Source organism: Roseibium sp. JB4-4 (assembly GCF_055693425.1).
In genome coordinates, this window is the sequence record NZ_CM146333.1 from 3,423,011 (window position 1) to 3,443,016 (window position 20,006).

At 54.8% G+C, this 20,006-nt stretch carries 23 protein-coding genes; 11 read left to right on the plus strand and 12 right to left on the minus strand.

Features of this window, described 5'->3' with window-relative positions; genetic code table 11:
• Window positions 1–10: 10 nt before the first annotated feature.
• From ACZ1HV_RS16025 to ACZ1HV_RS16035, 3 genes are read left to right on the plus strand one after another with little or no spacing between them, the layout of a single operon-like run.
• A complete protein-coding gene (locus tag ACZ1HV_RS16025) occupies window positions 11–898 on the plus strand; it encodes a cation diffusion facilitator family transporter (RefSeq protein WP_298964486.1) in 888 nt (295 codons plus the stop codon).
• A gap of 45 nt (window positions 899–943) precedes the next feature.
• The gene (locus ACZ1HV_RS16030) at window positions 944–1,771 is read left to right on the plus strand and encodes an ABC transporter permease subunit (protein ID WP_472715725.1); all 828 of its coding nucleotides are present in this window, start codon (window positions 944–946) and stop codon (window positions 1,769–1,771) included.
• Between the two features lie 24 nt (window positions 1,772–1,795).
• The gene (locus ACZ1HV_RS16035) at window positions 1,796–2,476 is read left to right on the plus strand and encodes an HAD family hydrolase (protein WP_472715726.1); all 681 of its coding nucleotides are present in this window, start codon (window positions 1,796–1,798) and stop codon (window positions 2,474–2,476) included.
• Window positions 2,477–2,526: 50 nt separating this feature from the next.
• Here the strand turns inward: ACZ1HV_RS16035 and ACZ1HV_RS16040 are convergent, their stop codons facing one another.
• The gene (locus tag ACZ1HV_RS16040) at window positions 2,527–3,747 is read right to left on the minus strand and encodes an ammonium transporter (RefSeq protein ID WP_472715727.1); all 1,221 of its coding nucleotides are present in this window, start codon (window positions 3,745–3,747) and stop codon (window positions 2,527–2,529) included.
• Window positions 3,748–4,033: 286 nt separating this feature from the next.
• On the opposite strand from ACZ1HV_RS16040, the gene ACZ1HV_RS16045 reads away from it, so the two are divergent.
• On the plus strand, window positions 4,034–5,149 hold the full coding sequence (locus ACZ1HV_RS16045) for a methyl-accepting chemotaxis protein (protein ID WP_472715728.1): 1,116 nt from the start codon (window positions 4,034–4,036) through the stop codon (window positions 5,147–5,149).
• A gap of 111 nt (window positions 5,150–5,260) precedes the next feature.
• Here ACZ1HV_RS16045 and ACZ1HV_RS16050 read toward each other — a convergent pair whose 3' ends face one another.
• The 3 genes from ACZ1HV_RS16050 to ACZ1HV_RS16060 form a co-directional block, all read right to left on the minus strand.
• Window positions 5,261–6,595, minus strand: a complete 1,335-nt coding sequence (locus tag ACZ1HV_RS16050; protein WP_298816642.1) for an ammonium transporter — start codon at window positions 6,593–6,595, stop codon at window positions 5,261–5,263.
• Between the two features lie 20 nt (window positions 6,596–6,615).
• Window positions 6,616–6,954 (minus strand): P-II family nitrogen regulator, encoded by a 339-nt coding sequence (locus tag ACZ1HV_RS16055; protein WP_173005836.1) that lies wholly within the window; start codon window positions 6,952–6,954, stop codon window positions 6,616–6,618.
• A 428-nt stretch (window positions 6,955–7,382) separates the two neighbouring features.
• Window positions 7,383–7,934: a DUF924 family protein gene (locus ACZ1HV_RS16060; RefSeq protein WP_472715729.1), complete on the minus strand. Its 552-nt coding sequence runs from the start codon at window positions 7,932–7,934 to the stop codon at window positions 7,383–7,385.
• 150 nt (window positions 7,935–8,084) lie between these two features.
• Between ACZ1HV_RS16060 and ACZ1HV_RS16065 the strand changes: the two genes are divergently transcribed.
• The gene (locus tag ACZ1HV_RS16065; RefSeq protein ID WP_298816647.1) at window positions 8,085–8,312 is read left to right on the plus strand and encodes a sulfurtransferase TusA family protein; all 228 of its coding nucleotides are present in this window, start codon (window positions 8,085–8,087) and stop codon (window positions 8,310–8,312) included.
• A 229-nt stretch (window positions 8,313–8,541) separates the two neighbouring features.
• Here ACZ1HV_RS16065 and ACZ1HV_RS16070 read toward each other — a convergent pair whose 3' ends face one another.
• Complete coding sequence (locus tag ACZ1HV_RS16070; protein ID WP_472715730.1) at window positions 8,542–8,838, minus strand: 4a-hydroxytetrahydrobiopterin dehydratase; 297 nt, start codon at window positions 8,836–8,838, stop codon at window positions 8,542–8,544.
• 160 nt (window positions 8,839–8,998) lie between these two features.
• Here ACZ1HV_RS16070 and ACZ1HV_RS16075 point away from each other — a divergent pair, with 160 nt between their 5' ends.
• Window positions 8,999–9,460, plus strand: a complete 462-nt coding sequence (locus tag ACZ1HV_RS16075; RefSeq protein ID WP_472715731.1) for a low molecular weight protein-tyrosine-phosphatase — start codon at window positions 8,999–9,001, stop codon at window positions 9,458–9,460.
• 96 nt (window positions 9,461–9,556) lie between these two features.
• On the plus strand, window positions 9,557–9,814 hold the full coding sequence (locus tag ACZ1HV_RS16080) for a hypothetical protein (protein ID WP_298816657.1): 258 nt from the start codon (window positions 9,557–9,559) through the stop codon (window positions 9,812–9,814).
• A gap of 27 nt (window positions 9,815–9,841) precedes the next feature.
• On the opposite strand, the gene ACZ1HV_RS16085 is transcribed toward ACZ1HV_RS16080, so the two are convergent.
• Complete coding sequence (locus ACZ1HV_RS16085) at window positions 9,842–10,699, minus strand: phosphatase PAP2 family protein (RefSeq protein ID WP_472715732.1); 858 nt, start codon at window positions 10,697–10,699, stop codon at window positions 9,842–9,844.
• Between the two features lie 75 nt (window positions 10,700–10,774).
• Between ACZ1HV_RS16085 and ACZ1HV_RS16090 the strand changes: the two genes are divergently transcribed.
• The gene (locus tag ACZ1HV_RS16090) at window positions 10,775–11,449 is read left to right on the plus strand and encodes a DsbA family protein (RefSeq protein WP_472715733.1); all 675 of its coding nucleotides are present in this window, start codon (window positions 10,775–10,777) and stop codon (window positions 11,447–11,449) included.
• On the opposite strand, the gene ACZ1HV_RS16095 is transcribed toward ACZ1HV_RS16090, so the two are convergent.
• A complete protein-coding gene (locus ACZ1HV_RS16095) occupies window positions 11,433–12,596 on the minus strand; it encodes an ATP-binding response regulator (protein ID WP_472715734.1) in 1,164 nt (387 codons plus the stop codon). The genes ACZ1HV_RS16090 and ACZ1HV_RS16095 overlap by 17 nt on opposite strands.
• A 189-nt stretch (window positions 12,597–12,785) precedes the next feature.
• Here ACZ1HV_RS16095 and ACZ1HV_RS16100 point away from each other — a divergent pair, with 189 nt between their 5' ends.
• Window positions 12,786–13,754 (plus strand): AEC family transporter, encoded by a 969-nt coding sequence (locus tag ACZ1HV_RS16100; RefSeq protein WP_472715735.1) that lies wholly within the window; start codon window positions 12,786–12,788, stop codon window positions 13,752–13,754.
• Here the strand turns inward: ACZ1HV_RS16100 and gluQRS are convergent.
• Window positions 13,751–14,635: a tRNA glutamyl-Q(34) synthetase GluQRS gene (gene gluQRS / locus ACZ1HV_RS16105; protein ID WP_472715736.1), complete on the minus strand. Its 885-nt coding sequence runs from the start codon at window positions 14,633–14,635 to the stop codon at window positions 13,751–13,753. The two genes, ACZ1HV_RS16100 and gluQRS, sit on opposite strands and share 4 nt — an antisense overlap.
• Before the next feature lie 100 nt (window positions 14,636–14,735).
• On the opposite strand from gluQRS, the gene ACZ1HV_RS16110 reads away from it, so the two are divergent.
• Window positions 14,736–15,377 (plus strand): DNA-3-methyladenine glycosylase family protein, encoded by a 642-nt coding sequence (locus tag ACZ1HV_RS16110; protein ID WP_472718461.1) that lies wholly within the window; start codon window positions 14,736–14,738, stop codon window positions 15,375–15,377.
• 7 nt (window positions 15,378–15,384) lie between these two features.
• Here ACZ1HV_RS16110 and ACZ1HV_RS16115 read toward each other — a convergent pair whose 3' ends face one another.
• Complete coding sequence (locus ACZ1HV_RS16115; protein ID WP_472715737.1) at window positions 15,385–16,158, minus strand: alpha/beta hydrolase; 774 nt, start codon at window positions 16,156–16,158, stop codon at window positions 15,385–15,387.
• A gap of 230 nt (window positions 16,159–16,388) precedes the next feature.
• On the opposite strand from ACZ1HV_RS16115, the gene ACZ1HV_RS16120 reads away from it, so the two are divergent.
• Entirely contained in the window at window positions 16,389–17,432 is a 1,044-nt protein-coding gene (locus ACZ1HV_RS16120; RefSeq protein ID WP_472715738.1) for a glycosyltransferase family 4 protein, read from the plus strand.
• A 62-nt stretch (window positions 17,433–17,494) separates the two neighbouring features.
• Here ACZ1HV_RS16120 and thpR read toward each other — a convergent pair whose 3' ends face one another.
• The 3 genes from thpR to ACZ1HV_RS16135 form a co-directional block, all read right to left on the minus strand.
• Window positions 17,495–18,031: an RNA 2',3'-cyclic phosphodiesterase gene (thpR, locus tag ACZ1HV_RS16125; RefSeq protein WP_298816671.1), complete on the minus strand. Its 537-nt coding sequence runs from the start codon at window positions 18,029–18,031 to the stop codon at window positions 17,495–17,497.
• Window positions 18,032–18,214: 183 nt separating this feature from the next.
• Window positions 18,215–19,267: an NADP(H)-dependent aldo-keto reductase gene (locus tag ACZ1HV_RS16130; protein ID WP_298816673.1), complete on the minus strand. Its 1,053-nt coding sequence runs from the start codon at window positions 19,265–19,267 to the stop codon at window positions 18,215–18,217.
• 59 nt (window positions 19,268–19,326) lie between these two features.
• On the minus strand, window positions 19,327–19,956 hold the full coding sequence (locus ACZ1HV_RS16135; protein ID WP_298816675.1) for an arylesterase: 630 nt from the start codon (window positions 19,954–19,956) through the stop codon (window positions 19,327–19,329).
• Window positions 19,957–20,006 lie beyond the last annotated feature (50 nt).

Consider the following 20,006-nt stretch of genomic DNA (forward strand, 5'->3'; position numbering starts at 1 on the left):
TGGAGTGGACCTGAAACCAAGGCTCAGGATTGCCTTTGCAAGCATTGCCATCGGTATTCTGGTTCTGTGCCTAAAGGTTGGCGCCTACCTGCTGACTGGCTCTGTTGCTCTCTATTCAGACGCGCTTGAAACCATCGTCAATATTGCGTCCTCCATTGCCGCATTGGCGGCGATCTGGTTTGCCGCGAAACCGGCCGACAGCAACCATCCCTATGGTCACGACAAGGCGGAGTATTTTGCCGCTGTTCTCGTCGGCGTCATGATTGTGTTGGCCTCCATCATGATTTTTCGGGCGGCGTGGCTGGGTTTCATTCAAGGCGACAACCCCGAATATTCCCTTGAAGGTATCGCAATGAACCTGGCAGCGGCGCTGATAAACGGCGCATGGGCCAGATACCTGATGCATTTTGGCAGGCAAACCAGATCTCCGGCTCTGGTTGCTGATGGCAAGCACCTCATGACCGATGTCATCAGTTCGGCCGGTGTTCTTGCCGGTGTTGTTCTTGTATTGATGACCGGCTGGAAAATCCTTGATCCTATGTTGGCCGTCGTTGTCGGCTTGACGGTACTTTGGACCGGTTGGGAGCTGGTCAAGGAATCCGTTGGCGGTTTGATGGACGAGGCGGCATCCGGTGATGTTCTTGAAAAAATAAGACTTTTAATCTCAGAACACGGCGAAGGCGCCCTTGAGGCTCATGATCTCAGGACGCGAATTGCAGGCAGATCAACGTTCGTGGATTTTCATCTGGTTGTGCCCGGAACAATGTCCGTTGAGGAGGCGCACGAAATCTGTGACAGGATCGAAGTTGCCATTGCAGAAGATGTACCGGGTGCGCGAATTACCATTCATGTGGAACCTGAACACAAGGCGAAGCAATCCGGTATTGTCGTTCTTTGATGGGGTTGGCGCAGGTCGCGTGAGCGGAGGCTGGAAGAGACACTGATGCATTCATTTCGCCGGTGGCAGGCCTGCATACTTGATCACGCCATACTCATTGCGGGCGCATTGTTCATGTGTTTGCCGGTCTATTCAATTTTTGCGGCAACAACGCATGCACCGGGTGTTCCGGTGGTGCCGCGCCTGGACCCTGGCTCTGCAGTTCTGGAGAATTATGGGACATTGATATCAGCGAATGCCGGATTTACGGGCGATGTCACCGTGCTGACCATGGTTTGGAACTCGTTTCTGCTCGGTGCGGGGTTTGCGGCCTTGAAGGTCGCAGTGTCCTTGTTAGCGGCCTATTCGTTGATTTATTTCCGCGTGAAGTACGCTTCCGCCATTTTCTGGCTGCTGCTGCTCAGTCTTATGTTTCCGCTGGAATCGCGGTTTTTGCCAACTTATGCGGTTGTTGCCGATCTGGGATTGGTCAACACGCGTGCAGGGTTGATCGTGCCGCTTGTGGCGTCCGGATTGGGAACCTTGTTTTTCAGGCAGTTTTTCATGACGGTACCCGATACGCTGATGGAATCCGCGCGTCTTGATGGCGCCGGTGCGATCAAGTTTTTCAAGGATATTTTGTTGCCCCTGTCTGTGCCGACCGCGGCGGCTCTTTTCCTGGTCCTCTTTGTGACCGGGTGGAACCAGTACTTGTGGCCAGTCATCGTCACGTCCGAAGAAAGTACTTATACGCTCGTTCGCGGCATGCAGTTTTTCGGTCGTGCGAGCCTGTTCGGCCTTTCGCTGGCTATCTTGGCAATTCTGCCTCCGGCGCTACTTGTCATCTTGTTTCAAAGACAGGTGGTTAAGGGTCTGTTCGACGGTTCACATTGAGAACGACATAGGAAAGAGAGTTCGATGGCTTTTGAGGCAATCCTGTTTGATTGCGACGGTGTTCTGGTCGATTCGGAGACGATTTATGTTCAGGTGGAACGCGAGCATCTCGCGCGGATTGGTCTTCAATACGATCTGGATGAGTACATGGACCGATTTCAGGGGCTTGGAAGTGAGGACTTCTGGGCGGCGCTTGACCGGGATCATCGTGAACTTGGCAAAGGTCCATTGCCTGAAAATTTCTTCGAAGAGCTCGATATTGCAACGATGCGGCGGATGGAAACGGAGCTGTTGGAAATCTCGGGTATCAAACAGCTTTTGAACGGACACCAGGGCCTTCGGGCAGTCGCTTCCTCATCAAGATTACAGCGGTTGATCCAAAAGCTTCGACACACCGGGCTTTTTTCCTATTTCGATCCGCATATCTATTCGGGCGAACAGGTGAAAAACGGGAAACCGGCCCCCGACCTGTTTTTGTTCGCGGCGCAAAAACTCGGTGTTTCACCCGCGAGAACGTTGGTGATTGAAGACAGTTCAAACGGTGTGAAAGCCGGGCTTGCAGCGGGAATGACCGTCTGGGGATTTGTTGGCGGTGGTCATAGTCATGATACGCATGCTGCTCAGCTTGAAGAAGCCGGTGCGCATCAGGTGGTCGATACTCACCAGAACCTGGCGGAATTGTTGAAAAACGGATCCCTTGCATAAAAACGGCGGCCCGGTGGGCCGCCGATCCAATCCCTAATTTGTCAGTTCAGTCAACGGCCAAGGTCATGCTCCGGATTTGCGCTGATCTTGTGAATCGCGAGATCCGCGCCGAGGTGCTCTTCCTCTTGCGACAACCTCAGGCCCATGGTGCTTTTCAAGATGCCGTAGACCACAAACCCGGCAGCTAGTGCATAGGTCGCCCCGACCACGGTGCCGATGATCTGAGACATCAAGGAAACGCCACCAAGGCCTCCCAGCGACTCGAGACCGAAGATCCCGGCAGCAATACCGCCCCATGCACCGCAGATACCATGAAGTGGCCAGACGCCCAGAACGTCGTCGACTTTCAATTTGTTCTGGCACATCTCAAATCCGGCGACAAAGATAGCGCCGGCACCTGCTCCAACGATCAGGCTGCCGATCGGATGCATGATGTCGGACCCAGCACAAACGGCGACCAGACCGGCCAGTGCGCCGTTGTGAACGAAACCCGGATCGTTTTTTCCCACGACCAGAGCAGCCAGAATGCCGCCAACCATCGCCATCAGCGAGTTGATTGCAACGAGGCCTGAAGCTGCTCCCAGGGAACCAGCGGTCATAACGTTAAAACCGAACCAGCCGACACAAAGCATCCAGGATCCCATGGCAAGCCAGGGCAAGGAAGATGGTGGGATGCCGATCGGACGTCCTTTGGAATCGTAACGGCCCATGCGTGCACCAAGCAGGAGCACGGCTCCAAGTGCAATCCAGCCGCCAACCCCATGAACGACGACAGAACCGGCAAAGTCGTGGAATTGTGCTCCGAATGTTGCTTCCAACCAGGCTTGAAAACCGAAGTTTCCATTCCACACTATTCCCTCATAGAGCGGATAAACGATACCGACCAAGGCTACTGTCGCGATGCATTGCGGCCAGAATTTCATTCGCTCCGCAATCCCGCCGGAGATAATCGCAGGGATGGCTGCCGCGAAGGTGGTCAGGAAGAAGAATTTCACCAGTGTCAGGCCCTGGAGTTCAAATCCTCCACCACCACCGGACAGTGTTGCGGCGTCGACGAGGAATGTCGTGCCATAGGCGAATGCGTAACCAACAAAGAAGTAAGTGACGGTCGATAGCGCGAAATCGACCAGGATCTTCACCAGTGCATTGACTTGGCTTTTATGCCGAACGGTTCCGACCTCAAGAAAAGCGAACCCGCCATGCATTGCGAAGACGAGGATTGCTCCGACCAGCACAAAAAAGACGTCTCCGCCCACTCCAGTTGAATTCATGATTGACCCCCAGTTAGGCAAATTGCCAATTCGTTAAGCGTTTTGGGGAGACTTGCATTCAAGTTGCATGCCAAACGGGCAGAAGGTGAAAGATAAGGCAGAAAACTGCCAATCTTTTGGTCGATTGTTGCTGTGAGTTTGCGTGAACAGCCGTAACAGTGAGACTAAAAAAGCGGCATCAGCTTAATTTATAGTCAGTTCGAAGTCTGTTTACGGACGGCCATTTCTTCAGTGTTAACTATGTTGAGCGACCCTAGCAGGGTACTCACATTGAGAATTGGTTGAAATGTTCAAACGAGCTGTCATTACCGCACTTATTGTCGGATCGATCCTGACCGGCATCAATCAGATCGATGCCTTTATGGGCCATGCAGAACTTGTCATTTGGCAGGCGCTGCTTTCGACAGCCGTGCCGTTCACTGTTTCGATCGTCAGCGCAAAGATGACATTGAGACAGGGGCCAACGGTTCTGCAGCCTCTGGACCAAACAGAGGAGAACACACGTCCGGAGGCTCTAGAGATTGGGGAAACTGATCCCAGCCAGGTCGTAGATAGTGACCGCGACGCATGCGATCAGATTGAAAAGCTGGCGAAAGCCGGCGCTGATGTTTCACAGATTGGCCAGAATGCGAAGGCGGTGAATGCCGCGAGCAAGGAACGGGCGGAATTCCTCGCCGATCTGATTTCAACCGCAGAGCAAATTCAGGAAGATCTTCAGTCCGTCGGCCTGCAAGCCAAGGACTGCACGGACGATTTGGTGAATGCTGGCGGCCGCATGACCAAGGCGCGTGAAAGTATTCGGGGTGTTGTCGAAACCTGCCTTTCAGCAGCAGACCTGATAGGTGAACTGAGTGCAGCCACGGAGGAGCTCGCTGGCCGGTTTGGCGATGTCGAGGCTCTGGCGCAGGAAATTTCCTCAATTTCGGCTCAGACCAACCTGCTTGCCTTGAATGCAACCATCGAAGCTGCACGTGCGGGAGATGCCGGCAAGGGCTTTTCGGTCGTGGCAGGAGAAGTGAAGGTGCTGGCCGGGTCGACCGAAAATGCTGTTGATTCCATTTCCGGTATTCTTTCGGAAATGAACCGATCGATTGCGAGGTCACGTGATCTGATCGAGACAACAACCGACAAGCTCAAGCTTTCCGAATCCCAGAGCGCGGATGGTCTTGAACAGGTTTCATCCGTTGAGGAATACCTGAACGAGCTGACGGCTCGCAATGAGACGACTTTCCGGCAAATGACGGAACGCACCACGGCCTTGGACGAAGTATCTTCCAACTTGCAAAAAGTTCGTCAGGACACCGAAAGTGCGATTACCGGATCTGCCCGGAACATCGAACTGGCCAAGCAAGCCTCCGAAGCGGTGCAGCTGGTCGCAAGCAGTCTGAAAGTGGCCAGCTGAAATGTTGACTGTCAGGTAGGCAAAAAAAGAGCCCGGGGTTGCCCCCGGGCTTTCCAAGTTTGCGGTCTGAGCCAATAGACCGCCTGGGAGATTTTGTGTCAGCGCATCTTGTTAGAGGCGCTGAGAACCGGTGCCGAATTCCGGATAGGCCTCCACACCAACCTCGACCTTGTCGAGACCAAGTGCTTCTTCCTCTTCGGAAACCCGGATGCCCATGGCAGCTTTCAGGATGAACCAGAAGACAGCCGAGGCAATCAGGGTGAACGCGCCGTAGGCAACAATGCCGACGATCTGCGTGCCCCAGGAAGCATCGCCGTTGGAAAGCGGAACAATCAGCGTGCCCCAGATACCTGCAATCAGGTGAACAGGGATAGCGCCAACGACGTCATCTATTTTCAGCTTGTCGAGAAGCGGAACTGTGAAGACAACGATCGCACCACCGACACCACCGATGAAGACGGCCTGCCAGACACTCGGTGCCAGCGGCTCAGCGGTGATGGATACCAGACCGGCAAGAGCGCCGTTCAGGGCCATTGTGACGTCGACTTTCTTGTAAAGAACCTGGGTCAGGATCACGGCGACGACAACGCCGGCAGCTGCAGCCATGTTGGTGTTGGCGAAGATGCGGGAGATGTCGGACACATCACCGATGGAACCCATTGCAAGCTGGGAAGCACCGTTGAAGCCGAACCAGCCGAGCCACAGGATGAAAGTACCCAGTGTTGCCAGCGGCATGGAAGAACCGGGAAGCGGGTGAACGCTTCCGTCTGCACCATACTTGCCCTTACGTGCGCCAAGGATGATTGCGCCGGCAAGAGCAGCCCAGCCACCGACGGAGTGTACCAGCGTGGAACCAGCGAAGTCGGAGAAGCCCATTTCGGACAGCCAACCTGCGCCCCACTGCCAGGAGCCTGCGATCGGGTAGATGAAGCCAGTCAGAACAACAGTGAAAAGCAGGAACGGCCAAAGCTTGATGCGCTCTGCAAGCGTACCGGAAACGATCGATGCCGTGGTCGCACAGAACACCATCTGGAAGAACCAGTCGGATGCTGTGGAATAGCCGGTGTCGAGCGCGTCTCCGCCAACAGCGTCAAAGGAATAGGGGCCGAATGAACCCATGAAGCCACCGTCAACACCGGTGTACATAAGGTTGTAGCCTGTGATCCAGAACATGATGCCCGCGATGGAATAAAGCGAGATGTTCTTCAGGCACTGCATGGAGACGTTCTTGGAACGAACGAGCCCAGCTTCAAGCATGGCGAAGCCGGCTGCCATCCACATGACCAGGAAGCCACCGATCAGGAACAGCAGAGTGTTAAAGATGTAGGCGACTTCTGGCGATACGGCCGGAGCTGCCGCAGCGTCGGTATCCTGGGCGAGTGCCGGAAGAGCCATAAGGCTCAACACGGTCAGCGTCGTCGCGCCCTTAGCGACAAGATTTTTCATGTTACGTTTCCTTACCTAAATCACAGAGCTTCGGCGTCGGTTTCGCCGGTGCGGATGCGCACGACCTGGTCGATCGAGTGGACAAAGATTTTGCCGTCACCGATCTGACCGGTCTTTGCTGCACCTGAAATCACTTCGACGACCTTGTCGACGGATCCGGAATCCACGGCGACCTCGATCTTCAGCTTCGGCAAGAAGCTGACGGCGTATTCGGTTCCGCGGTAGATTTCGGTGTGCCCCTTTTGGCGGCCATAGCCTTTCACTTCGGTCACCGTCAGCCCCTGGATGCCGATGCCGGTCAGGGCATCGCGCACTTCGTCGAGCTTGAACGGCTTGATGATGGCCATCACGATTTTCATTGCTCGTTCCATTCCCCTTATTAGTGCCTCTTCCCGTCGAAGAAGCTCGGCCGACCGTCCCCAACTTGCCGCCTGGTTGATGTCCCCTCTGGAAGGGTCTTTTCAGGTCTTTGGCCTGGCCACAGTGAATGGCGTTGGGTCGGTGTCGGCCTTTCTTAATCAAGGACCGTGCCAACTTGCCCAATTCACCTTGTTTTTCGCGGAGTTCTGCGGACTCTAAGGAAGCTAGGAAGGAAACAGGCGCCAGCGGAAAAATCCGGTGACGCCTTTAGAGGCAGTTTGTCTGCATATTTTTTGTGCAGCGATTTAATCGCTGATGAAAATTTGATCAGATTGAATCGGAGCCGGGCACTCGCTTAAAAAAACGGCAGCCCGCCCGGCAAATCATTTCCATAAATTCAGTAAGGTACCGACCAGCATCAATGCGATCAGGCCGAAAAGCCGCCATCGGCGAGATAGGCTTCTTCTTCCTGGGTGCTTTTTCGACCAAGAACCTTGTTTCGATGCGGAAACCGCCCGAACCTGCGTATGACATCCATATGTATCAGCGCATAGTGGTAAAGTTCTTTGTCGCCCAGCCTGCGACACAGATCGACTGATTTTTCCTGATGTCTCATATCTTCCGAGTGCTCAAAGGGAAGATAGAAAAAGCCTCTGGCCTCTATCGGAAACGCGCGATCGAAGCCGTGAGCAATGGCGTATTCGGCAATTGAGACGGCCTTTTCATCCGCTTCGAAGGCTTTGGGAGAGCCTCTGTAAACATTTCTGGACATCTGATCGAGCAGGAGAAGTAAAGCCAGAGTGCCGTCTGCGGTTTCTGCCCAATGATCAAGTTTGCCTTCCTTGGCGGCCTCAATGGCGGGTAGAAACCGGTCGTTACAGGACTTGTCAAACTTTTCGTCTTTCGCGAACCATTTCGAAGGTCCGGCCCGCCACCAGAAATCGAGAATATCCAGTGCGGAAATTGCGCGGCTTGTCATCTTGTGTCCTGTTCTGAACGTGTTTGAATTCATTGTTCCGGCAGCATCTAATCTTCTGCGAACACTGTCAATTTCGCACTGACGTGACTATCTTATCGAGCTGTTGCCAAGTGCTGGTTCGAATTCGAAGACAAGGGATAGGATCAATCTGTGACGGAAACGCTGCTTGACCTCAAAGGATTGAAATGCCCGTTGCCGGTGCTGAAAACCAGAAAGGCGCTGACGCGTCTGAATTCCGGCGATCAGCTCACAGTATTGACGACCGATCCAATGGCGGAAATCGACATACCGCATTTTTGCCGGGAAAACGGTCACGAGTTACTGGCGGCAGAGAAGCTTGAGGAAGGTCACAGGTTTCAGCTTGCAAAAGGTGGCTGATACTGGAGGCGCGAGGCTTGGCGCCTGGATGACTAGAAAGACCGGGAATTCAAGCTATCGGCTGGCCTTCCTGCTTCATCATCCAGACCGTACATCCCTTGCAACATCAGCGCGGCGACCAGATCGTAACCGCCGATTGGCCAATTCCTGCATCAAGTCACTTATTCCTATGACTCAGCGATAGGCTGCGACCCCAGACCTTCCTGAAATCGAACGCGTCAATTGAGGACTAGCTGTCGCCAGCAATCTTGTCGATGGCACCAGCCAATTCCAGATCGAGAACACTCAGGCCACCAACATCATGCGTTGCCAGCGTTATCTCGACAGTGCGATAGACATTGGACCATTCCGGATGATGATTCATCTTTTCAGCAATCAGCGCTACCTGCGTCATGAACCCGAAGGCTTCGGTGAAGTCCCGGAACCTGAATGTCTTGGTGATTGCCTCGCGGCCATCACAGAGGTGCCAGTCCGGCAGGTCTTGCAAACCGGCCGCCCGGTCCTCCGGCTTCAATCGCTCCACCATCTGCCTCTCCTGCTCAGCCAACACTCTTTCCATATTCTACCCAAAGGAAGAAGCGAAGGCGAACTCAAACAGAACCGGCAAGCACGGCGGTTCTGAAGCGCCCGTTTGCAATTTGGCACACGAGTCCGCACGGTGGACAGATAGATATGGGAGCTGTGCGTTGGTCCAAAGTGTCCTTTTTGTTTGTCTGGGGAATATCTGCCGCTCGCCCCTTGCTGAGGGCGTGTTTCGAAGCCTTGTTTTCGAAGCCGGGCGAAGCGGCGAATTTGAAATTGATTCCGCCGGAACAGGAGCCTGGCACATTGGCGATCCCCCGGACCCGCGATCAATCGAGATCGCTGCAAAATACGGCGTCGACATTACCGGTCAAAAAGCCCGGCAGGTTTCAGATGACGACTTCGATCGATTTGACACGATTGTCGCCATGGATCGCAGCAACCTGAACAAACTAAACAGCTGGAGCAATGGCGGGACGGCGCATATCAGGTTACTGCTCGACGATCCGGTGCAGGAGGTTCCGGACCCATATTGCGGCGGGCCAGACAGTTTTGAAAATGTTTATCAAATGATCAGGGCGGGTGGACAACGGCTTTTGAGCATATTGACGGATCAGTACTCCTAATCGCAGGGGATTCAATTTCGCGGTTTCAGGGTTCATAAATCCGTCTCAGAAATTGCGCTATGGGTGATCGTCGAGATTGCGCTCCATGGTTGATTCATGAAATTCCTATGGTGGTCACTGGCCGCGATTTGCATTCTGATTGGTCTGGCAACCGTTTGGCTGCCGATACCAACCGGTGTTCCGCTGCTTGCACTGGGAATGATCGTGATTGTCGGTACAAGTCGGAGCGCTGCCCGCATGTTGCGCAATCGAAGGCGGAAAACACCCCAGATAAACGAAGCAATCAGTTGGGTTGAGGACCGCTCACCTCTGCGCTTTGCCCGCATATTAAAGCGCACCAGGCCACGCAAGTAACGCACCTGATTTTTGCCGAAAAAGCGCTTACCGGTCGGAGAAAATTCGCACCGCGCCCCGCAAGGACCGACGCAGTCGTACCAGCAGTCGCTGAAAAAGGCGCTGGAGCTTGCGGCCCTTTACAGTGAACCACTCGTCTAGACCCCTGTCTGTGAGTAGGGGTGGCTCCTTAATGTAGAGCAAGTGGTAGACAATCAGGATCAGCAAGAACGTCAAGCCCCAGGAAATCAGGGTGTCAGAGAAAAAGTGACCCCCAAAAGCAACGCGGTTCGCCGACAGGATCAGGCAAAGCGGCAGGACAAATGCGAGGACCGCCTTGCGCCAGCTCGCAGGAACCAGAAAGACGACCGAGACCAGCCATATGCTCGCTGAAGCTTCTCCAGAGACAAAAGAACAATTTTTGTCGCAGTATTCCGTCATTTTCCAGACGGGCTGAAAGGGCAGATCACCGCCGAACTCTTCGACCGAGCGCGGGCGGGGCCGTCCCCAATTGTCCTTCAGGATTGTGTTGACCAGGATTCCCGGTCCGAGGATCAACGTCGTCAAAAGGAAAACCGGCTTGCGCAGGGGCAGGATAGGCGGACGTCCAGGTGCCATCAATTTGACCACGAGAATGAGCACGCAGACAACGGCAATGACTTTTACCAGAAAAGGTCCAAGATGCCTGACGTCTCTCAGGAAAGGCTCGTTCTGAGCCGCAAAACCTGCTTCGCCAAAATAGAAGAAATTGCTGACTTTTAGATCAATGTTTGGAAAGGCCAAAAAAAACAAAGAAACAGCGCCGACATAAACGCTCGCCACAGCTATCGGGTGGGTAACGCACCAGTCACCGGCTTTGCGCAGTCCAGACTTCTGACTATGGTTGGCGGGGTTGTGTCGTTCCATGGCTGCTCTTTAGCGCATCCTGCAAGCCTGTCCAATCCCTCCTTTCCGGCAGGGTTGGCGAAGGTGTTTTTGGAGTTGAATATTTTGCAAAGTGACGATCCGGCAGATCATCCATCAGGTTCGAATATCGTCTCATTGAGGCAGGATCGCGAACCGGTGGTCGAATTTTGGTACGAATTCGCCTCGACCTATAGCTATCTCACAGCCATGCGTATTGAAGCGCTCGCCGCTGATTTTGGTGTCAGAGTTGCCTGGAGGCCTTTTTTGCTTGGGCCCATTTTCAAAAAACAAGGCTGGAATACCTCCCCCTTCAACCTTCAGCCGGCAAAGGGTCGTTACATGTGGTGTGACATGGAGCGCCAATGTGAGCGATACGGTCTGCCATTCCAGATGCCCAGCCCCTTCCCGCAAAACGGGCTTTTGGCGGCAAGAATCGCATTTGCCGGCCGTGATCAGCCGTGGATCGGCGCATTTAGCCGGGCTGTCTATGTTGCAGAATTCGGCCAGGGCCTGGAGATTGAGGACGAAGCCCTGATGGCCGATCTTCTCATTGAGGTTGGCGCACCGGCCAAGCAGGCGCTGGCCGATGCGGTTTCGCCGGAAACGAAAATCGGGCTGCGTGCTGCTGTGACCGAGGCGGAAAAGCTCGGAATATTCGGTGCTCCTAGTCTGGTCGTTCCGAACGGCGGCCTGTTTTGGGGCAATGACCGCCTTGAACAGGCGTTGGAGACCGTCAGGGAGCGAGATTGAGCCGATTTGCCTGTTCAAGGGCTTTGTAAAGCAAGGCAGGGGACAGCGGTTTGGTCAAGACCTCCTGAAAACCGGCCTGTCGCAAGCGCTGATCGCCAATAGACTCAAGTGCGGCGGTGACCGCGATGAGCGGGAGCTCGCCGCCCGGCTCGAGGTTTCGAAGCTCTTCTGCTGTTTCGAGGCCGCTCATGCCCGGCATATGCAAATCCAGAAGCGCGGCGTCATATTTTTCTTTTTGAATCAGAACGATAGCTTGTTCGCCGGAATGCGCGATGTCACATGACATCCCGAAGGATTCAAGCAATGCGGCAAGCAGCCTGCAATTGGTTTCGTTGTCGTCGACCACCAGAATATGCATTGTCATGCCGGGACGGGATGCAACGGGTTCCATGTCGGATGACGGTGCCGGTTCAGGTCGTCGGTCGATTGTATCTTGTGTTTGCAACGGGATATGTACTTCAAAGCAGCTTCCGCCGCTTTTGGGCTGCGCCAGCCTGAGCAGACCCTTCATTTCTCTTACAAGTTCTGCAGTGCCCCAAAGCCCGAGACCGGTGCCTGGAGCAGAAGCTTTGCCGTGGCGGCCTCGGACAAAGGGTCTGAAGAGACGTTCTCTTTCTTCGGGATCTATGCCTGGTCCGGTGTCCGTGATTGAAAGACTGACCCAGTTATCGTCAATTGCGCGCGAAGGTGAAGGTTCATTTGACGCCACGGTCGACAATTCGACGATTATACCTCCGGTGTCCGTGTATTTTACGGCATTATCCAAGAGCGAGGTGAGCACCCGGCGCAGCGATCCGCCATCGCGGATCAGTTTCTCCCTTGTGTCTTCATCTAAAACAACGTCAAGCGTCAGATTTTTGGCCTCGGCGACCGGGCGAAAGAGATCGGTTACCTCAAGCATGATTTCGGAAATCCGATAGGTAGCCGAAGGGGCGTTTTCATCCTGCTCCCCGGCATTCAGGAGATCGCCGGTGAGCTGTGTCAGGGCGTCAATCGAGCGTATCAGAACCGACAGCTGTTCAGCCTGGGCAATGTCCAGAGATCCTTCACCGATCATTTCGGCGGTCAGCCGCATGGCCGCAAGCGGGGTTCTGAGATCATGGGCCAGAAGCGCAATCTTCGCGCCATCTTCATCATGATTTGCCATGAAGCCCATGTCCTTCGCCAGTTTCACGTCAAAAGGGCTTGCCGAACCATCTGGGAAAAGCCAATCTGACCACATTCGTGCTTACCTTGCGGGCACATCGCTGTCCATCCGGTCCTTCAGGGTCGGCGGTTTCGTCAACTGTTCTGCCTCCAAACCCGGTTGAAAAGCGCTCTTGCGGCGCAGTGTTTCATGCTTGCTCAAAACTTTGCCATTGTTGCTCCGGTTTTCCTGCTCATCGGGATTGGTTATGCGCTTGCCCGTTTCAAGGTCCTTGGTCAGACGGTCAGCGAGGCACTCGGTCAGTTTGTCTACATTGTTGCCATTCCGGTCCTGATTTTTCGCACATTGACAAATGCAGACCTGTCTGCGGGATTTCCAGTTGAGCTTTGGGCCGCCTATTTCGTTGGCGTCGGTGTTGCCTGGGCGCTTGGAACCCTGGTCATTCGGAAAGGCTTCGGACGCGATGCCCGCGCCGGAGCAATCGGAGGAATTTCTGCCGCATTTGCCAATACCGTTCTTGTCGGGCTGCCTCTGGTCGCTGCTGTCTACGGCGACGAAGGCCTGGTACCTCTGCTTCTGGTGATTTCAGTTCACCTGGCAATCATGACGGTGGCAATGGCTATCGTCATGGAACGTGCCGCTGCGGTCGACAGCGGTGAGCCTTTGCCTCCACTTGGCCGGTTGCTTTCAGGCGCGCTGAAGAGCCTGATGAAAAATCCTATTGTTGTCACCATCGCGCTCGCCTTTTTATGGCGTCTCACCGGGTTCGACCTGCCGGATATCGGGCAGGATGTCCTTAACAGGATCGCCGCTACGGCTTTGCCACTTGCCCTCTTGTCACTCGGTATGAGCCTCGTGCAATACGGCATGCGCGGAAATGTGCTTCCGGGTGTTCTGCTCAGCGTGATCAAGATCCTGATCATGCCAGGTGTGGTCTTTGCTGTTAGCGCTTTTGTCTTTCAGTTGCCGCCGCTCTGGACCGCCGTTGCAACTTTGACCGCCGGATGCCCGACCGGTATCAACGCTTATATTTTTGCAAACCGGTACGGAACCGGCCATGCCATGTCGGCCAACGCGATCACCATGACGACACTTTGCGCTATCGTAACGACCAGCCTCTGGATCGGTTTTTTGGAAATCTGGTTCAAATTGAACTAGAGCCCGAGGCGCCGTCGCAGGTCAGCGTGTGTCATGCCTGATGCACGCAAGGATCTGAGGCTCGTATCCTTGTTGGATTTTGACAATTTGCGTCCGTCGACTCCCAGTATCAGACGATGATGGCGATATCGCGGTTCGGGCAGCTCTAGCAATTCCTGTAAGACCCGATGCACGCTGGTTGCGTGATAGAGGTCCTGTCCCCGCAAGATGTCAGTAATTCCCTGGCGCGCGTCGTCAACCACAACGGACAGATGATAACTCGTCGGCGTGTCCTTGCGAGCGAGGATCACATCTCCCCAATCTGCCGCTTTGGCTTCGATCTTCTGATCGGACCGGAACAGCGCTTTGCCCTCTGAACCACCTTCCTGCCAGCTCAGTGACTTGCCAATTTTAGCAAGAGCCTTTGCCATATTCAGGCGCAACGCAAAGGGAGCGTCGCTTGAGGCCCTGGCCTTGCGTTCATGTTCGGCCAAAACGGCATGATCCCCAGGATAGACCGGTGCGCCGTCCGGATCCCGCGGCCAGTGTCTGCCGGTCGATTCGTAGTCGGCGACGAATGTCCGGATTTCGGCGCGCGTCAGGTAGGCGGCATAGACAAGACCCAGGTCCTGGAGGTGTTCAAGTGCCTTGCGGTAATGTTCGAACGCCTGCGATTGGCGAAGCATGGGCTCTTCCAGCGGCACCCCCAACCAGTCGAGATCTTCAAGCATCTCCCGCTCCAGATCCGGTGTACAACGCGCCAGATCAATATCTTCCAATCTCAGCAGAAATCGACCGTTCAACGCATTGGCAGCTCTGACATTCAATAGCGCGGACAGGGCATGCCCGAGGTGCAGATGTCCGTTGGGGGAAGGTGCAAACCGGAAAATGGGTCTGGACATGAAGGTGGTGAGCCGGGTTGACGGATTGGAGTTGGTCGTTCAAGTCCTACCTATCACTCCCTGTCTCTCATGCAAATCTGCCGAAGCCTTCACGCCGACCATGAAACCGATTGCCGCACCAGATGATATCAAGAAAGGTCTGCGTGACCTGGTAGCCCTTGATCCAAGACTTTCGCAAATAGCCTCGGCTGCGGGAGATCTTCCGTTGCGACGCAGAGCTGCCGACTTTGAGGGCCTTGCCCAGATCATCACTGGACAGCAGGTTTCCGTTGCGAGCGCAGCTGCGATATTTGCGCGATTGCAAAAGCTCGTGGTTCCGCTGACGTCAGATCGCCTGATGGACTTTTCGGACGAGGATCTTGCCGGCGCTGGGCTGTCGAGGCCGAAGATTCGGACACTGCGCGCCGTTTCAGAGGCCTGCCAATCCGGTCTGGACCTCACTCAACTGGCCGAGGCACCTGCCGACGAAGCACATGCCCGGCTGTGTTCGATCAAGGGTATTGGCCGCTGGACGGCAGATATTTTCATGCTTTTTTGTGCCGGTCACCCCGATATTTTTCCAAGCGGCGATCTTGCGCTTCAGATTGCGGTTCGTGATGCGCTTGAACTGAAAGAAAAGCCGGATCCCAAACAGCTCGACGAGATTGCGTCAGCCTGGTCTCCACACCGTGGTGTGGCCGCACGTCTATTCTGGGCCTGGTATCGTGTTCAAAAGCAGGGCCGGGAAACACTTCCTGTTTGAGGTTGTCTCAGTTGCCGGTCAATGTATCGACCGATCTCAGCAACAGTTCGATGTCTTGCGGTCTCGACAGACGATGATCTCCGTCCGGAACGACGGACAAGGTCACATCATCTTGCGGCAATGCGTCGACAAGTCGTTCTGCGTGTTGTCTTGGAACGTCGGGATCCTGTGCACCCTGCAGAATTGTGATCGGGCACCCAAGATAGAGCGGTTTGCCGAAAAGCAGGTGCCGACGACCGTCTTCGATCAGTCTGCGCGTAATCACATAGGGGCTTTCGTCATAGGCCGATGGCTGAGACCAGCGTCCGCTGGTCAGGATGGTTTCCCGGATCTCGTCGTTAAATCGCTGTTTCCACATCAGCTCCTCAGTGAAATCGACTGCAGGTGCAATCAGGACCAGTCCCTTGATCTTGCCGGTTTCCTTCCGTTTCAATGCAAGCAGAAGCGCAATCCAGCCTCCCATTGAAGATCCGACCAGGACTGTTTCCTTGTCCGCGAAGCGGTCGAATACGGTTATCGCCTCCTCCAGCCAATCCGTAACGCAGGCATCTTCAAACTTGCCACCGGATTGCCCGTGACCTGAATAGTCAAACCGCATCACCTGTTTGCCGAGACTTTCACCATGAGCAGCAAGCGCCTCGGCCTTCGTGCCGGACATGTCGGATTTGAATCCGGACAGCCAAAAAAGGCCAGGGCCTTCTCCGGGGTCGTTCAAAACCGCGATCTTCCGCAAAGAGTCGTTTTTTCCGACCGAGATGAATTGCGGTTCTGGCGCACCCATATTAAGGCTCTCAACATAGTTTGTTTCTTCTATCCTGCCTTTGGCACACACATCCCGTCTTGAAAAGCACTTTGGAGGCTACACTTGCCGCCCCTGCCCCCGGCCACGACAGTTCTGCAAGTGATCCCGGATTTGAATTCGGGTGGGGCCGAACGCACGACGATCGATGTTGCGCGGGCAATCGTTGAAGACGGCGCTCAGGCATTGGTCGTCAGCGAGGGGGGCAGTTGGTGCCGGAATTGGAATCTTTCGGAGCCGAGCACATCGTGCTTCCGGTGAAGTCCAAGAACCCGGTGACTCTCTGGAAAAATACCAAAAGGCTCGCCTCTCTCATTTCAGAGCGTGGCGTAGACCTCATACATGCAAGAAGCAGAGCACCTGCCTGGTCGGCACTCAGGGCAGCGCGGCGCACGAATATCCCATTTGTGACCACCTACCATGGCACCTACAATCAATCGAATGCGCTCAAGGCATACTACAATTCCGTGATGGCGCGAGGCGATGCCGTGATCGCCAATTCTGAATTCATTGCCAAACTGATTGGCAAAAGACATCCCTTTGCCAAATCCCGCATCACCGTTATCCCGCGCGGGTCAGACCTGAAGAGCCTCGATCCGGATAATGTCAGTGCGTTGCGCCAGCAGGCACTCAAAGACAGCTGGGGCATTCCAAACGGCCATCCGATCATCATGAACATGGCTCGTCTGACGGCCTGGAAGGGACAAGCCGTTGTGATCGAGGCAATGGCGCTTCTGAAAGATGATGGCCTGAGAGAGCCGATTGCGATTTTGGCCGGTGATGCGCAAGGCCGAGATGGATATGTTGCCGAGTTGAAAAAACAGATCGCGGATCATGGCCTTCATGATCGGGTGCGGCTTGTAGGGCATTGTGCTGATGTCCCTGCAGCCATGGCACTGTCGGACCTCGCAGTGGTTGCCTCTGTTGAGCCGGAAGCTTTTGGCCGTGCTGCCGTCGAGGCGCAGGCCGCGTCGGTACCGGTGATTGTTTCCAATCTGGGTGCTGTGCCAGAAACAGTGCTGGCGCCCCCGGACGTCCCGGGTTCTGAACGAACAGGCTGGCGGGTCACCGCAAGCGATCCGGAGGCTCTGTCTGATGCCATAAGGTCGGCGCTGCTTATGGATGACAAATCAAAAAAAGACCTGACAAGCCGTGCTCTTTTGCATGTGCAACAGAATTTTACTGTCGAAACGATGTGCGCCAGGACGCTTGCGGTCTATGAGGGTCTCTTGACCCGCCCTTCCAAGGCAGATTGAGATCAATTTGGTCTTTGCGACGTGAAGTCCGGTCAGTCGTCGATCAAACCGCAGCGATCGGCTCAAGCCGCGAGCGGGTAAGCCTCTTCAACCAGATAGGGTCCGCCGCCTACGCTCGATTTGGCGGAAAACAGGACAAATCTGCCGGCAACAAAGGGCTGTGCCTGAAAGTTGCCGCGCTCGCTGAGCCATTTGGCCACATCTTCGTTGGTTGATGACCTGCAACGGGCGACCGTGACATGTGGAACGTATTTTCGACGTTCTGCGGGCAAGTGCAGCCGTTGAATGAGACGTTCTTGCTCGGCCTGCAATTCCGCGAGCTCTGCGTTCGGCTCGACACGGGCCCAGACTGCATGTGGCTTGCCATTGCCGAAAGAACCGAGCCCGTTCAGCCGAATTTCAATCGGATCCCGGCGGATCCGCTCGAGTGCAGCTGCAACTTCATCTGCTGTCCGGTCATCTATGTCACCGATGAACCGAAGTGTAATGTGAAAGTTCTCGGGATCGATCCAGCGAGCACCCCGAAGGCCTCCCCGGAGCATAGAAAGCATGAGTGCCGTCTCTGACGGAATCTCAAGGCCTGTAAATAGGCGCGGCATGGGTGTTCCCTCCGCTGTCGCTGATGAATCCCATGAGGAATCAACTTCATGAAAATCGCAAGACAAAAATCTAAATCTTTGACAACACGATGAAAATCCCAGCCCGAATGTGAAAATGCCGCGCCAGACGGTCTCTGGCACGGCATCCGATGTCATTTGATTCTCAATGACCAGCAGCTGCAATCAAGGAGCAGGATTGCCGAATTCCTGATGGATCTCGTCGATTTTTTCCAGGACGTCATCGCTGAGAACGAGGTCGGCAGCACCAATGTCTGTTTCAAGCTGATCCATTCTCGTAGCGCCGATGATGACAGAAGTCATGAAGGACCGGGATTTGGCAAATGCGATTGCCAGCTGAGACGGGTCGAGACCTGCTTCGCCGGCAAGTGCGTGATAGGCGTCCACTGCCTGGAGCGTGCGTGGATGCTCATAGCGCTGCATGCGATTGAAAAGCGTTTTGCGCGCGCCGGCCGGCAAGGCACCATTGCGGTATTTGCCGGTCAAATAGCCTTGAGCCAGGGAGGAATAGGCCAAAAGCCCCACATCTTCCCGGCGGGCGATTTCCGCAATGCCCGTCTCAAAGGTGCGGTTGACGAAAGAATAGGCGTTCTGAATGGAGACCACTCGTGGCAGGTCGAAGACATCAGCGGCCGCCAGATATCGCATTGTTCCCCAGGCGCTTTCGTTCGACAGGCCGATATGACGTACCTTTCCCGATTTAACCAGGTCGGACATAACTTCGAGTGTCGATTGGATGCTGTTTTCGTCCTCGGCCGGAATCGCATCCTTCCAGCGTGTCGGCATGGAGCCGAAGCCGGCCTGATTCCGGTCCGGCCAGTGGATCTGGTAGAGATCGATATAGTCTGTCTGAAGGTTCATCAGGCTGCGATCAACAGCCTGCTCGATCTGCTCACGGGTCAGTTTGCTCTTTTCACCGTTCTTGCGGAACCAGTTCATCTCGGAACGGCCAACAACCTTGGTGGCCATGACAACCTTGTCCCTGTTGCCGCTTTTCTTGAACCAGTTGCCAATGATCCTTTCCGTGCGGCCCTGGGTCTCCTTTTTCGGAGGGATCGGGTAGAGCTCGGCAGCGTCAAAGAAATTGATGCCCCTATCGAGTGCGTAGTCCATCTGGGCATGGCCTTCGGCTTCTGAGTTCTGCTCGCCATAGGTCATCGTTCCGAGGCAAAGGGCGCTCACATTGATGTCTGTGCGTCCAAGCCGGCGCTGTTCCATCTGGTCTTCCTTCAATTTTCAAGAAAAGGGCGTTTCTGGCTGCCGAGTGGCGCCAGCCCTTATGACGATTGTGCTTTGGCCAACAGGTCTTCGACCTTTGGCAGAATGTTTTCAACGATTACAGCGACACCATCCGCGTTCGGATGCATGCCGTCCGAGAGGTTCAAATCCGGATTCAGAGCGACGCCTTCCAGAAAAAATGGATAAAGCAGGGCTCCATGGGCCTTGGCAACCTCCGAGTAGATCGGATCGAAGACATCGGCGTATTCCGGGCCAAGGTTTCGAGGTGCAAGCATACCGGCCAGCATCACCTCGATTCCACGCTCGCGCAGACGCGTGGTGATCTCCTCTATGTTCTTTCTCGTAATCTCCGGAGAAATACCTCTGAGGGCGTCATTGGCACCAAGTTCAACAATCACGGCGTCGGTATCCGGCGCAACAGACCAGTCCAGCCTGGAGAGGCCGCCTGAAGTCGTATCGCCACTCACACCGGCGTTGATGACTTCGACAGAATGTCCCCGTGAGTCCAGTGCTTTTTGCAGCTGAGTGGTGAACCCTGCGTCTGACGGAAGCTGATATCCAGCCGACAGGCTGTCGCCCAGAACCACTAGCTTCAGGTCAGCCGCCTGAGCGGAAACCGGATAAAAGGAAAAGAACAGTATAAAGACAACAGTGATAAGACGGTTCACGCTAACATTCTTTCAGGACTGGAATAGGCGCTACATCGGTCCCATATGGT

What these genes read in the sequence shown, in the direction of transcription:
- ACZ1HV_RS16115 (WP_472715737.1), bottom strand. Translation starts at nt 16,158, where the DNA reads ATGGGTGCGCCAGAACCGCAATTCATCTCGGTCGGAAAAAACGACTCT.
- thpR (WP_298816671.1), bottom strand. Translation starts at nt 18,031, where the DNA reads ATGCCGCGCCTATTTACAGGCCTTGAGATTCCGTCAGAGACGGCACTC.
- ACZ1HV_RS16070 (WP_472715730.1), bottom strand. Translation starts at nt 8,838, where the DNA reads ATGGTGGAGCGATTGAAGCCGGAGGACCGGGCGGCCGGTTTGCAAGAC.
- gluQRS (WP_472715736.1), bottom strand. Translation starts at nt 14,635, where the DNA reads ATGTCCAGACCCATTTTCCGGTTTGCACCTTCCCCCAACGGACATCTG.
- ACZ1HV_RS16100 (WP_472715735.1), top strand. Translation starts at nt 12,786, where the DNA reads ATGCTTGCTCAAAACTTTGCCATTGTTGCTCCGGTTTTCCTGCTCATC.
- ACZ1HV_RS16095 (WP_472715734.1), bottom strand. Translation starts at nt 12,596, where the DNA reads ATGGCAAATCATGATGAAGATGGCGCGAAGATTGCGCTTCTGGCCCAT.
- ACZ1HV_RS16080 (WP_298816657.1), top strand. Translation starts at nt 9,557, where the DNA reads ATGAAATTCCTATGGTGGTCACTGGCCGCGATTTGCATTCTGATTGGT.
- ACZ1HV_RS16110 (WP_472718461.1), top strand. Translation starts at nt 14,736, where the DNA reads ATGAAACCGATTGCCGCACCAGATGATATCAAGAAAGGTCTGCGTGAC.
- ACZ1HV_RS16040 (WP_472715727.1), bottom strand. Translation starts at nt 3,747, where the DNA reads ATGAATTCAACTGGAGTGGGCGGAGACGTCTTTTTTGTGCTGGTCGGA.
- ACZ1HV_RS16050 (WP_298816642.1), bottom strand. Translation starts at nt 6,595, where the DNA reads ATGAAAAATCTTGTCGCTAAGGGCGCGACGACGCTGACCGTGTTGAGC.
- ACZ1HV_RS16035 (WP_472715726.1), top strand. Translation starts at nt 1,796, where the DNA reads ATGGCTTTTGAGGCAATCCTGTTTGATTGCGACGGTGTTCTGGTCGAT.
- ACZ1HV_RS16060 (WP_472715729.1), bottom strand. Translation starts at nt 7,934, where the DNA reads ATGACAAGCCGCGCAATTTCCGCACTGGATATTCTCGATTTCTGGTGG.
- ACZ1HV_RS16085 (WP_472715732.1), bottom strand. Translation starts at nt 10,699, where the DNA reads ATGGAACGACACAACCCCGCCAACCATAGTCAGAAGTCTGGACTGCGC.
- ACZ1HV_RS16045 (WP_472715728.1), top strand. Translation starts at nt 4,034, where the DNA reads ATGTTCAAACGAGCTGTCATTACCGCACTTATTGTCGGATCGATCCTG.
- ACZ1HV_RS16055 (WP_173005836.1), bottom strand. Translation starts at nt 6,954, where the DNA reads ATGAAAATCGTGATGGCCATCATCAAGCCGTTCAAGCTCGACGAAGTG.
- ACZ1HV_RS16030 (WP_472715725.1), top strand. Translation starts at nt 944, where the DNA reads ATGCATTCATTTCGCCGGTGGCAGGCCTGCATACTTGATCACGCCATA.
- ACZ1HV_RS16130 (WP_298816673.1), bottom strand. Translation starts at nt 19,267, where the DNA reads ATGGAACAGCGCCGGCTTGGACGCACAGACATCAATGTGAGCGCCCTT.